12 protein-coding genes are annotated in these 12,666 nt (G+C 50.1%); 2 read left to right on the top strand and 10 right to left on the bottom strand.

Features of this window, described 5'->3' with window-relative positions; all coding sequences use genetic code 11:
* Positions 1-24: 24 nt before the first annotated feature.
* Positions 25-582 carry an NUDIX domain-containing protein gene (locus ACR9FF_RS11435; RefSeq protein WP_248756307.1) on the bottom strand — a complete coding sequence of 186 codons (558 nt, stop codon included), beginning with the start codon at positions 580-582 and terminating at the stop codon, positions 25-27.
* A gap of 101 nt (positions 583-683) precedes the next feature.
* On the opposite strand from ACR9FF_RS11435, the gene mciZ reads away from it, so the two are divergent.
* A complete protein-coding gene (mciZ, locus tag ACR9FF_RS11430) occupies positions 684-815 on the top strand; it encodes a Z-ring formation inhibitor MciZ (protein WP_015843925.1) in 132 nt (43 codons plus the stop codon).
* A 41-nt stretch (positions 816-856) separates the two neighbouring features.
* Here the strand turns inward: mciZ and ACR9FF_RS11425 are convergent, their stop codons facing one another.
* The 6 genes from ACR9FF_RS11425 to lpdA all read right to left on the bottom strand — a co-directional run bounded on the left by ACR9FF_RS11425 (position 857) and on the right by lpdA (position 7,744).
* Complete coding sequence (locus ACR9FF_RS11425; protein WP_435171132.1) at positions 857-1,984, bottom strand: M20/M25/M40 family metallo-hydrolase; 1,128 nt, start codon at positions 1,982-1,984, stop codon at positions 857-859.
* A 150-nt stretch (positions 1,985-2,134) separates the two neighbouring features.
* Positions 2,135-2,854 (bottom strand): lipoyl(octanoyl) transferase LipB, encoded by a 720-nt coding sequence (gene lipB, locus ACR9FF_RS11420; RefSeq protein WP_201003632.1) that lies wholly within the window; start codon positions 2,852-2,854, stop codon positions 2,135-2,137.
* 20 nt (positions 2,855-2,874) lie between these two features.
* The gene (locus ACR9FF_RS11415; RefSeq protein WP_435171129.1) at positions 2,875-4,185 is read right to left on the bottom strand and encodes a dihydrolipoamide acetyltransferase family protein; all 1,311 of its coding nucleotides are present in this window, start codon (positions 4,183-4,185) and stop codon (positions 2,875-2,877) included.
* Between the two features lie 37 nt (positions 4,186-4,222).
* Positions 4,223-5,206 (bottom strand): alpha-ketoacid dehydrogenase subunit beta, encoded by a 984-nt coding sequence (locus ACR9FF_RS11410; RefSeq protein ID WP_435171127.1) that lies wholly within the window; start codon positions 5,204-5,206, stop codon positions 4,223-4,225.
* A gap of 1 nt (position 5,207) precedes the next feature.
* Positions 5,208-6,221, bottom strand: a complete 1,014-nt coding sequence (locus ACR9FF_RS11405) for a thiamine pyrophosphate-dependent dehydrogenase E1 component subunit alpha (RefSeq protein WP_317980659.1) — start codon at positions 6,219-6,221, stop codon at positions 5,208-5,210.
* A gap of 95 nt (positions 6,222-6,316) precedes the next feature.
* Positions 6,317-7,744, bottom strand: coding sequence for a dihydrolipoyl dehydrogenase (gene lpdA / locus ACR9FF_RS11400; RefSeq protein ID WP_435171125.1), 1,428 nt, complete (start codon positions 7,742-7,744; stop codon positions 6,317-6,319).
* 267 nt (positions 7,745-8,011) lie between these two features.
* Here lpdA and ACR9FF_RS11395 point away from each other — a divergent pair, with 267 nt between their 5' ends.
* Complete coding sequence (locus tag ACR9FF_RS11395) at positions 8,012-8,305, top strand: DUF2627 domain-containing protein (protein WP_201003640.1); 294 nt, start codon at positions 8,012-8,014, stop codon at positions 8,303-8,305.
* A gap of 117 nt (positions 8,306-8,422) precedes the next feature.
* Here the strand turns inward: ACR9FF_RS11395 and spo0A are convergent, their stop codons facing one another.
* The 3 genes from spo0A to recN form a co-directional block, all read right to left on the bottom strand.
* Positions 8,423-9,241 (bottom strand): sporulation transcription factor Spo0A, encoded by an 819-nt coding sequence (spo0A, locus tag ACR9FF_RS11390; protein WP_127494332.1) that lies wholly within the window; start codon positions 9,239-9,241, stop codon positions 8,423-8,425.
* A gap of 262 nt (positions 9,242-9,503) precedes the next feature.
* Positions 9,504-10,829 carry a SpoIVB peptidase gene (spoIVB, locus tag ACR9FF_RS11385; protein ID WP_174806548.1) on the bottom strand — a complete coding sequence of 442 codons (1,326 nt, stop codon included), beginning with the start codon at positions 10,827-10,829 and terminating at the stop codon, positions 9,504-9,506.
* 123 nt (positions 10,830-10,952) lie between these two features.
* Complete coding sequence (gene recN / locus ACR9FF_RS11380) at positions 10,953-12,662, bottom strand: DNA repair protein RecN (RefSeq protein WP_435171121.1); 1,710 nt, start codon at positions 12,660-12,662, stop codon at positions 10,953-10,955.
* Between the last annotated feature and the right edge of the window lie 4 nt (positions 12,663-12,666).

Here is a 12,666-nt window from a genome sequence, read left to right as displayed (position 1 = left end):
CCAAGAGAGCGGTCGGGACAAGTTTTAGATCGTACCCGTTAACAGATAAAGCTTCCATGCATACACGGCCAGTATCGTCTTTGCGTCGCTGATCCGGCCTTCCGCAATATAAGCCTCCGCTTGCTCCAGCGTAATCGCTTCTACCTGCAAATACTCATCCTCATCCGTATGCTGCGTGCCCGCCGTCACATTTTCCGCGAAATACAGGTACAGCTTCTCGTCGGCAAAGCCGGGCGAGGTGAAAAAGCCGCTGACAAGCTTCAGGCTGTCAGACTTGTAGCCGGTCTCCTCTTCCAGCTCGCGTGCCGCGGCTTCCATCGGATCTTCTCCGGCATCCAGCTTGCCTGCGGGAATTTCGATCTGGAACTTCTCCAGCGGCTTGCGGAACTGTTCGACAACTAGCAGCTTGCCGTCAAGCAGCGCCATAACGGCTGCCGCACCCGGATGCTTTACAATCTCGCGCGTAGCCGTACGGCCATCCGGCATCGCTACGGTGTCCACCTGAAGCGTAATCATTTTCCCCTCGAAAATAGGTTGCGTGCTGATAGTTTCTTCCCGCCAAAGCTCGTTGTTCTGAGTCATCCTGATTCTCCCCTGTTCTTCGAATGATGAAATACGGAATAACTTGTCCCCTTCTTACATATCCATTGCATATACGAAATACGCAAAGGAGCGTGTGAAGGATGAAACAATATCTAACGCATAATGAACTGAGACTCGTCGGAAAAGCCTGGGAAATTCAAAGCCAGCTCCGCAAGCTTTCCCGAATGGATATCCCGCTTCAAAAGCTGCTGTCCCCGCAAAAAACGAAATAAACGGCTTATCCTGCCTTGGACAAGCCGTTTATTCACCGTTGTTAACCTTTAGCGGCTTGTTTGATGATCTCGATCACGAGCTCCGTAATTTTCACAAGGTCAACGACCTTGATCTGTTCCTTCGTTGTATGGATATGCTCGTAACCAACGGCCAGATTGACCGTAGGCACGCCGAGACCATTGAAAATATTCGCGTCGCTGCCGCCCCCGGAATGGAACGTGCGCGGCGTAAGTCCAATGGCCGTTGCCGCCGATTTGGCCAGTTGGACAACCGGCGAATGATCGTCATGGACATAAGCTGGGTAAATTAATTGGCTTTCAAATTCCGCTCTTGCACCAAACTCCTCCGCCGCACTCTCCAGCGCCTCGCGCATGGCGTCCACCTGACGGTCCAGCTTCTCCTGCACGATACTGCGCGCTTCCGCTACCAGCTTCACGAAATCGCAGACGACATTGGTCGCGCCGCCGCCCTCAAAGCTGCCGATATTAGCCGTTGTCTCTTTGTCAATGCGCCCTAGCGGCATGCGGGAGATTGCTTTTGCGGCTACTTGAATCGCGCTGATGCCATCTTCCGGATTTACGCCGGCATGCGCCGACTTGCCATGCAGCTTCATGATGACTTTCGCTTGGGTAGGCGCTGCGACGGCCATATCCCCAATCGAACCGTTGGAATCTATCGCATAACCAAACGATGCTTTCAGCTTGGAGGCATCCATATTCCGTGCGCCAAGAAGACCGGATTCCTCTCCGACGGTAATGACAAATTGGATCGGTCCATGAGGAATGTTGTTTTCCTTGAGCACGCGGATCGCTTCCAGCATGGCAGCAAGCCCAGCTTTATCGTCGCTGCCGAGTATCGTTGTGCCATCGCTTCGTATGTAACCGTCACTGTCAATTTGCGGCTTGATGCCGTTTCCGGGCGCTACGGTATCCATATGGGAAGTAAACAAAATCGTAGGCGCGCCTGCTTCTCCAGTACCTTCCAAATAAGCGAACAAATTGTTTGCGCCATGCCCCGTTTTTTCCATCGCGTCATCTTCCTCAATGGAAAGACCCAGCTCCGAAAACTTTGCTTTCAGCACTTTGCTGATTTCCTGCTCGAATCTCGTCTCGCTGTCTACCTTGACGAGTTCGATAAACTCGCTGACAATCCGTTCCTGATTCACCATAACTATTTCCTCCGCTCTCTGTTTTCGATTACAATAGACGGGAGCTTGTTTTTTAAAAGAAAGGAGTTTTTACCCTTGAAAATGCAAAAGCTTATTCGTCTAGTTGCTATTCTTGTTGTTACCGCCCTTGTCATTACGACGCTTGTTGCTTCACTCAGCTCTCTGCTCTAGCAGGGCGGGAGTCGAAAATCCGAATACACGGCAGAAATGCGGCAACAGCTGCCGCGCTGCCTCTTCGACGGACAGGGTAACGCCGGACAAGTCGTTAAAGGATGTTACCCCATACTCCTGAATGCCGCATGGAATAATGCCGCTAAAGCCCTCGTTGCCTATTCCCGCCTCAATATTCAAGGCAAAGCCATGGCTTGTTACAAAACCGCCGCGATCGCGGGCACGATTGAATTTCACGCCGATTGCGGCGATTTTCTCATTGCCGACCCATACACCCGTATATTCCGGCTTTCTCCCCGCTTCTATACCATATTCGGCCAGCCAATTTATTATTGCCTGCTCTACATTGCGCAGGTACGCATGCAGATCCAATCCCTCCATCGGCAGGAACAGCATCGGATAACCGACTAATTGTCCCGGCCCATGATAAGTAATGTCCCCGCCGCGGTCGATTTCGAAGACCGATATTCCGCGCTCGTTCAGCTCGTCCTCGCTTAGCAGCAGATGCTCGTGATGACGGTCCGTGCCCAGCGTATATGTAGGCGGATGCTGAAGAAGGAGAAGCGTCTCCTGACGCTCCTCCTGGCTGATCTGCCGCACGATCGATTTCTGCATCTCCCAAGCTTCCGCATAACCGATCATTGGTATATATCGGGCTTCCAAATGCCGCTCCACGTGTTTAGATGCCGTGTCAGTCATGCTGGATTACCCCGTTTCTTCTAGTACAATTTCGTATCTACGTTAAAGCTTTCAAGATTGTCTTTCACGCGCTGCAGGAAGCGGCCGCAAATAACGCCGTCCAGTACGCGGTGGTCAAGCGACAAGCACATATTCGCCATGGATCGGATCGCAATCATGTCATTGATCACGACAGGGCGTTTCACGATCGACTCAAAGGTCAGAATAGCTGCCTGCGGATAGTTAATAATCGGATTCGTAATGATCGAACCAAAGGAACCCGTATTGTTGACGGTAAAGGTACCGCCCTGCATATCGCTGAGCGTCAGCTTGCCTTCGCGTCCGCGGCGTGCCAGATCATCGATTTCCCGCGCGAGGCCGGCAATCGTCTTATGGTCGGCATTTTTGATAACCGGTGTCGCGACGGACTCTTCGGTTCCTACCGCAAGGGAGATATTGATATCCCGCTTAACGATAATTTTATCGACGGCCCACATGGAGTTCATGATCGGGAAATCCTTCAAAGCATTAACGACAGCCTTCAGGACGAAGGCCAGATACGTCAGATTAATGCCTTCGCGCTTCATGAATTCATCCTTTACCTTGTTGCGAAGCTGAACCAGATTGGTAACGTCGACTTCAATCATCATCCAGCCATGCGGAATTTCATTTACGCTTAACATCGTATTGCGGGCGATTGCGCTCCGGATCGGCGATACGTCGATGAAGTCTTCCCCACGGCCCGGAATGGAGGCGCTTTGACTAGGTACGGTTGGCGTGCGAGGCGTCTCCGTTAAATGCAGGCCGGACGAACGCACCTCCGATACGGTTGTGCTTGGCGGAGGGGCCACCGGCCTGGCCGCTGCAGACGCAGGCGCTTGTCCCGCACCGGAAGCTACGTAAGCCAGAATATCCTTGCGCGTAATTCTTCCGCCAAGTCCCGTTCCCGGCACATCAGCCAGACGGACGCCATGTTCAGCCGCAAGCTGCTGGACAGCCGGCGAGAAGCGGTTGCGCATCGACTGGTCGCCTTCATCCGCCGATTCCGCGGTTACGGCAGCTTTAGCTGCTTCCGATGCTCCCTCGGCTTCCGATGCGGATGAAGCAACTTCCGTCTCTACACGGCATACCGGAGACCCGACCGGTACGGTCTCGCCATTGCCAACCAGAATCTCAACCAGCGTGCCGGCAATCGTGGACGGCAGCTCCGCGCTTACTTTATCCGTGATAAGCTCACAGATTGGTTCATACATCTCAATCCGGTCACCCGGCTGCTTCAGCCATTTATCAATAGTCGCCGAGACCAGCGATTCCGCCAACTGAGGAATGACGATCTCCTTCACCGATTTCATTAATTATCCATCTCCCTACCTGACACGTACTTGTCGCTTAGTATAGCGCCAAATTGCGCATTGCTTCTTTTACTTTGTCTTTGTTGAGCAAGAAGAACTTCTCGCCCGGCGGGTTAATCGGCATTGCCGGCACATCCGGACCACAAAGTCTTTGGATTGGAGCATCCAGCTCATACAGCAGCTCTTCCGCAATAATAGCCGATACTTCCGCACCTACGCCGCCAGTCTTGTTGTCTTCATGAATAATCAATACTTTGCCCGTCTTGCGGACTGCCGCAAGAATGGCTTCCTTGTCAAGCGGCTGCAGCGTTCTAAGGTCAAGAATATGAGTGCTGATGCCTTCTTGCGCAAGCTCTGCAGCAGCCTGCTCAACAAACATGAGAGGCATGCTGTACCCGATAACGGTAATGTCGTCGCCATCGCGCAGCACGTTGGCTTTCCCGATCTCAACAATATAATCATCTTCCGGCACGTCGCCGTTAATAAGCTTGTAGCATTTTTTGTTTTCGAAGAAGATAACCGGATCGGGATCACGGACAGCCGCTTTTAACAGCCCTTTTGCATCGTAAGCCGTGTAAGGCGCTACAATCTTGATGCCCGGCGTGCCGAAAAATACCGATTCCGGACATTGCGAGTGATACAAGCCGCCAAAAATGCCGCCGCCGATTGGCGCGCGGATAACAAGCGGACAACTCCAATCGTTATTGGAGCGGTAACGGATTTTTGCCGCTTCGCTTATAATTTGGTTAGTTGCCGGGAACATGAAGTCCGAATATTGCATTTCCGCAATCGGCTTCATGCCGTACATGGCTGCACCGATGGCAACCCCTGCAATAGCGGACTCGGCAAGAGGCGTATCAAGAGCGCGCATCTCGCCGAACTGCTCAAGCAGCCCTTTGGTTGTCGTGAATACGCCGCCCTTTACGCCAACGTCTTCCCCTAGCACGAATACGTCGTCGTCTCGCTCCATCTCTTCTTTCATTGCCAACCGAATCGCATCGATATAATCCATTTTTGCCATCTTAGCGTCCCTCCTCCGCGTATACGTGCAACAGTACGGATTCTGGCGCCGGGAATGGCGCGTTGTCGCCGTATTCCGTTGCTTCATCGATCATCTTGCGGGTACGCGCCTGAAGCTCAGCTTCAAGCTCTTCATTCCAGAGGCCGCATTCTTCCAGATAGCTTTTATATTTCGGGATTCCGTCCTTCGCGCGGTTCTCGTCAACTTCTTCCTTCGTACGGTAAGCAAGATCGTTATCGGAAGTAGAATGCGGGGACAGGCGGTACATCATCGCTTCAATAAGCGTTGGACCTTCGCCGGCGATCGCGCGTTCGCGCGCTTCCTTCACTACCCGGAATACTTCGAGGGCGTCATTTCCGTCAACTTGGTAGCCCGGGAAGCCGTAACCAAGGGCACGGTCAGCTACACGTCCGCCGAGCTGCTTGCTCACCGGCACCGAGATCGCGTATTGGTTGTTCTCGCACATGAGGATGACCGGAAGTTTATGTACTCCGGCAAAGTTGCATCCTTCGTGGAAATCGCCCTGGTTGCTTGAGCCTTCCCCGAAGGTTACAAAGCTGACGATCGGTTTGTTTTTCATTTTCGCGGCCAAGGCAATGCCCACCGCATGGGGCACCTGCGTCGTAACCGGGCTGGAGCCCGTTACGATCCGGAGGCGCTTGCTTCCGAAGTGGCCAGGCATCTGACGGCCTCCGCTGTTCGGGTCTTCCGCTTTCGCGAAAACAGACAGCATTAATTCTTTTACCGTCATGCCGACGGCAAGGACAAATCCATAATCGCGATAATAAGGCAGGAAATAATCATTCTCCCGGTCAAGCGCGAAGGCAGCTGCCACTTGCGCAACCTCTTGGCCGATGCCGGAGACGTGGAAATTAATTTTACCCGCTCTTTGCAGCAATAAATTACGCTCGTCGAATTTGCGGGCGAGCACCATCATTGCGTACATTTCAAGAGCCTGTTCGTTAGTTAAGCCTAATTCGTTATGACGAAAGGTTTGTTCGGTTGATTGACTCATGAGGTTGTGCCTCCTTTAACCTGATTTTAAAACCAGGTACTAAGACTTGATATTACCTATTATAACCGCATTCGGCCGAAAAAGAAAATCCTTCGCTAGAGAGCGAGCGATTTGCCGTCAATGGCAAGCATAGCTTCCCCAAGAGCTTCGGATAAGGTTGGATGCGGGTGAATAAGCTGACCGACTTCCCAAGGCGTTGCATTAAGCAGTCCGGCAAGCGAGGCCTCCGAAATCAGATCCGTCGCATGCGGACCGATCATATGAACCCCAATAATGTCATTGGTCTTGCGGTCTGCAATTACTTTGACGAATCCGTCTGCTTCGCCGAGCACGAGAGCTTTGCCAATTGCGGCGAACGGAATTTTACCGGTCTTAATATCATGCCCTTTCGTCCGGGCGCCGTCTTCGGTCAAACCGTAAGAAGCCACTTCCGGGCGGGAATAGATGCAGCGCGGAATCAGATTGGGATCAACCGACTCTTTCTTATGTCCCGCAATATGCTCGGCTGCAGCAACGCCTTCATGGGATGCCGCATGCGCAAGCTGTACGCCGCCAATGACATCGCCAATCGCATAAATATGAGGCTCGGTTGTTTGACCGAATTCGTTGACATAGATGACGCCGTTTTTGGTTTGAATATCCGTATTTTCGAGACCGATGTTTTCAATGTTCGCCTGACGGCCGACAGACAGGAGCAGCTTGCTTGCTGTAAGCATAATATTTCCTTCGGAAGTTTCTGCTGTAATGGATACTTCATCTCCGTTTATCGAGAGCTCTTCGGTTTTGAGCTGGACATTCGTGAGAACCCGCACTCCGCGGCGGCGAAGCAATCTTGTCAGCTCTGCCGACACCTCCGCATCTTCGCCAGGAAGAAGTCTTGCGCCAACCTCCACCAAGGTTACCTGAACGCCAAAATCCTGCAGCATCGAAGCCCATTCCACCCCGATAACGCCACCGCCAACGATTAGCATCGATTCCGGAAGCTTCTCAAGCTGAAGAGCATCGTCGCTGGACAAGATATGCACGCCGTCCGGTTTTAGCCCCGGCAGATGACGAGGGCGTGAGCCTGTTGCGATAATCAGGTTCGTCGAAACGACCGATTCCATCTCTCCGTCAGCCAGTTCAACGGCTAATGAACCGCTGCGGGGCGAAAAAATAGAAGGACCTATAATGCGGCCTTTGCCGTTAATAATCTGAATATCATACTTCTTCATCAAGCCTTTAAGGCCGCGATGCAATTGTTCAACCGTCTTTTCTTTACGGTCCTGAACTTTATTGAAATCCAGTGACAGAGCACCCTCTGTAACCGAAACTCCGTATTTATCCGCTTCAAGCAAAGTCGCGTAAACCTCCGCGCTGCGAAGCAGCGATTTGCTTGGTATACATCCTCTATGTAAGCAAGTGCCGCCCAACTTATCGAGCTCCACAATAGCTACGCTTTTGCCCAGCTGAGCAGCTCTGATCGCTGCTGTGTATCCGCCGGGGCCGCCGCCAAGCACAGCTACATCCACTTGGATTGTCATTATGTATTCCCTCCTGAAATGATTTATCACCACAATGGCCGTACTGCGGTGATCGTGATGATTCATACTTCGAAAGCGTTCGCTTTAAGATTGTTGCAGGCAAGCTATTATGTACAGCTGTTTAGTGACAACTCTTTTACCACTCGTCCTATTGTACCTTTTTTCAAATCGATTTACATCGTTAAATTTCCGAAATAGACACTGCCTGCAGAAAAAGGTATCATAGGAAGGAATGTTCAATTACGGAACAAGGAGATCGTCATACATATGAGATTAGTTGCTGCCCGTCTAGTTGCCGTACTGCTGCTCGTCATTCCCGGCATTGCCGCCTGTATCGGTTTTCTTAAGATGAAAAATGCCCTTTTTAATTACTTCTCCGATTTTGGAAACGATGCCATTAAGCCAGACTTTGCTTGGCTAAGCTTTCTATTTGGACTTGTACTCTTTGCCATTGGAGTTGGGTTTATCGGCGGCTGGATCTTCTTCCGCGACCGCAAACGCAATTACGTAGCCCCAAGATTCCGTCCGAAACGCCCAAGACCGCCTAAACCGCAAGCATAAACGAACATAGAACACCCCGCTGCTACTCCTGGAGTATGGCGGGGTGTTGTTTTTGCCCTGAAAAGAAAAACCGCCTTCATATTGGGCAGAACCAATAATAAATAGCGGTTTTATTCTTTAGCTAACTTTGTGTTCGATCCGGAGCTTATCAGCTACCATCGCAATAAATTCGGAGTTGGTCGGCTTGGATTTACTGATGTTAATCGTATAGCCGAACAGGTGCGAGATGCTGTCGATATTGCCGCGCGTCCAGGCTACCTCAATAGCGTGGCGGATGGCGCGTTCAACGCGGGATGGCGTTGTTTTAAACTTTTCCGCAATGGCAGGATACAACGTTTTTGTAATGGCTCCCAAAATTTCGATGTTATTGTACACCATCGTAATCGCTTCGCGCAGGTATTGATAACCTTTGATATGGGCAGGAACACCAATTTCGTGAATAATGCTTGTAATGTTGGCGTCGAGATTTTTGCCTTTGGCAAGTGGCACGACATTTGATTTGACCGTTGTTGTTGCGGCAGAACTGCTAAACGATGCCGAGGAAGCAAACGTGGAATTGCCAACCAATTGACGAATCCGATTTGCGAGTATTTCCATATCGAACGGTTTCAAAATGTAATAAGATGCGCCAAGCTGAACGGCTTTTTGGGTGATGTTCTCTTGACCGAATGCAGTCAGCATGATGATTTTGGGCATTGGCGTAATATTTAATTCTTTAATGCGTTCCAGTACGCCTAAGCCGTCCAGATGAGGCATTATAATATCAAGGATTAGAACATCAGGTACTTTTCTGCCTTCTTCGAAATAAGACAATACCTCTTCACCGTTATAAGCTACTCCGCTTACGTTCATATCATTTTGATCCGATATGTATTCGGATAATAAATTGGTGAATTCACGATTGTCATCTGCCAGCAATACTTCGATCTTGTGCAAGGTCTGGTCCTCCCTTAAATGATATTCACTCGCGATTACCTTTCCCTAGTTGTCTTGGATAAAGTTTTCGACATGCCGGTTTAAATTCCTTCTGTCGAAAATTTTTTTCCTTTGATTTTTTAATCTTTTTCGTTATAATAAATAATTTATTACAATTTATGATGCCGTTCGTATATTTTCGACAAATCCAACCAATTCCAGACGTCTCCATGAAGAAACCGCTGAAGGGTTTAACAAGCCCAATCAGCGGTTATTTTATTGGTTATGCAGCTGTACCTTGCGTTGATTTCTCTCTCATCAAGATGCCTGCATCCTGCAGCATCCATTCAATAAAGCATCCGTAACCCGAAGCAGGATCGTTAACAAAGACATGCGTAACGGCTCCAACCAGTTTCCCGTTCTGGATAATCGGAGAACCCGACATCCCTTGAACAATCCCCCCCGTTTTATCAAGAAGGCGTTTATCGGTAATTTTAATAACCATACCTTTGGTTGCTGGCGCAGGCTGTTTCGTAACATGAGCGATCTCAATATCAAACCGCTCGACCTTTTGTCCGTTAACAACAGTCAAAATTTGAGCCGGACCTTCTTTAACATCTTCGGCGAACGTCACAGGAATCGTTTTATCGCTAAAGCTATGGTTCGGGTTTTCGTTCATTTTGCCAAAAATACCGAATGGCGTGTTTCGTTCGATATTGCCTAAAATCTTGCCTTCTTTGACAAAATGGGCACGTTTCTCACCCGGCTCTCCCGTTTGGCTCTTGTTAATGGACGTCACGCTGGACTGCAGGATCTGCCCTTCGCCAACTTCGATCGGCGTCTGGGTATCCATATCGGTAATGACATGGCCAAGAGCACCGTAGACACCTTGATCAGGAGCATAAAACGTTAATGTACCGACACCGGCCGCTGAATCCCGAATATAAAGACCAAGCTTCCAATTGCGCTCTTCTGCATCACGGACCGGATAAAGCCTCGTTTCTCCGATGGTACCATTACGTTTGTAAGTAATTGCAAGCGGACGCTGCTCCTTGCCTGCTTGCTCCACCAGATTGGCCACCTTGCTGACTTCATTAATATTGTGCCCATCGATCCTAATAATAAGATCGCCTAAACGGAGACCTGCTTTTTCACCAGGCGACTCCTTTGTTCCGTTACTCGCGCGAACCTGATGATGGCCAACAACAAGAATACCGGCGGATTTCACTTTCACGCCAATTGTCTGACCACCCGGGATCACCCTTAAATCAGGCACGACATTCACTTTAACGGTCTTGAACGGAATTTTACCAAATAATTTCACTTTCATGCTCGTCTGTCCGCTTTGATGCGGCTGTAACGAAATGGGGTCATTCAAATTGACTGATAATGACTGACGGGTTGAGCCATTGATTTGAAGCATTCGTGGATCCACGGTAACTTCTGCATGTACGGGAACTCCATATTGTAATCGTTTCAGTTGGCCGGAGAATAAACGAAGTTCATTCGGGAATGCGGCAAAATGTTGAAACGGCGCGGAGAGTCCGATCATGCAGACGCAGATAACGAGAACTAGGCCAAACCATTTCTTCCTTGGGCTGGAGTTCAATGATTTCACGCTCCCTGTTATTCCATCGCATGACGAGTAAGGTCGTTTCGCCATTGGCGTACCTTTAAGTTACCCTGCACTGTTTGTTTTATGACCACAAAAACATTCCCTGAATACCTTCCTTTAGGCTCCCTTCTGCCGATCCGCCAAAACAAGCATTTCTTGAGCATGATGACGTGTTTTTTCCGTTACTTCAACGCCGCCCAGCATGCGGGCAAGCTCTTCAATACGCGAGTGCTCCACCAGCTTCGTGACATTTGTGGAAGTGCGTTGTTCAATAATATGCTTCTTAATTTCGTAATGGTGATCCGCCATGCAAGCAACCTGAGGCAGATGCGTAATGGAGAAGATCTGGCATTTCGCAGACAGCTGCGACATTTTCTCCGCAATGGCTTGCGCCGCTCTGCCGCTTACGCCGGTATCCACTTCATCAAAGACCAGAACAGGCACTTGGTCGATCTCGGCAAAAATTGCCTTAAGCGCAAGCATGATTCGGGACATCTCGCCGCCGGAAGCAATTTTATTAAGCGGTTTAAGCGGCTCGCCTGGATTCGTCGACAACATAAAGATGGCTTCATCGATGCCGTTAGCGTTAAGAACCGCCATCTCCGACGTTTCAGAAGCTGACGAGTGGTCGAGCTGAACCCGGAAGATCGTATTGCCCATCTGAAGCTGCTTAAGCTCAAGCTCGATTGCGGCTGCGAGACGTTCAGATGCATGGGATCGAAGCTCGGACAACTCCTGTGCCAATTCATGTGCCTGCAAATACAGTCGCAATTCATCTTTTCGCAGCTTTTCCAGATACTCGTCGCGGTTCTCGATTTTGTCACGCTCTTCCGTAATGCGCTCCAAATATTGAAGAATATCCGGGATAGACTCTCCGTATTTGCGTTTCAGTCCGTTGATCAAATCCAGCCTGTCTTCAATAATGGACAGCTGCTCCGGATCAGAATCAATGCTGTCCCTGTAATCGCGAAGCTGGAAAACCGCGTCTTCGGCTTGGTAAAAAGCAGACTGAAGCTGTTCCAGCATAGGCGTTAGCACTGCTGGATCATAAGTCTGGATATCGGTCAGCTTGCTGATGGCTTTACTGATTGCGTCAAGGCCTTTGCCGTTGTACAGCAAGGCGTAAGCTTCGGATACGGAATCCATCCGTTTGCCTGCGTATTGCAGCTTACGGCGTTCCTCAGCCAACTGCTCATCCTCGCCGTCTTTAAGCTTGGCATTTGAGATCTCTTCGATCTGATAGCGGTACAAATCCAGCATCTGAACATTATGGCGGGTTGTCTCTTCCAGCTCGCGAAGGGATGCACGCGCTTGCTGAAGCTGCTGATACACGGCACGATAAGCAGTCTTCCGCTCAATGAGCAAATCGCCAGCAAACAAGTCCAGCCATTCAAGATGCTGCTCGGTCCGCAAGAGCGATTGATGCTCATGCTGACCATGGATATTAACAAGGCATTCGCCGATCTCCCTCAGCATCGTCATCGTGACAAGCTGTCCGTTTACACGGCTGCTGCTCTTGCCATGAGAAGTCAGCTCGCGTCTTATAACAAGCATCTCTTCTCTCGACGCCTGTACGCCAAGCCGCTCCATTACTGCCCATACCGGATGCTGGGACGGCAAATCGAACATTGCCTCCATCTCGGCTTTATCACAGCCATACCTGACCATATCTGCGGAGCCCCGTCCACCAACAATTAAGCTAAGTGCGTCAATAAGTATGGATTTCCCCGCACCTGTCTCGCCTGTTAATACATGAAATCCATGATGAAACGAAACGTTTACTTCCTCAATAACGGCTAAATTCCGAATGGATAGCTCGCGCAGCATGGCC

The organism is Paenibacillus glycanilyticus (assembly GCF_051200795.1).
Lineage (GTDB): Bacteria > Bacillota > Bacilli > Paenibacillales > Paenibacillaceae > Pristimantibacillus > Pristimantibacillus glycanilyticus.
This window is presented reverse-complemented; position numbering and strand designations above follow the sequence as displayed.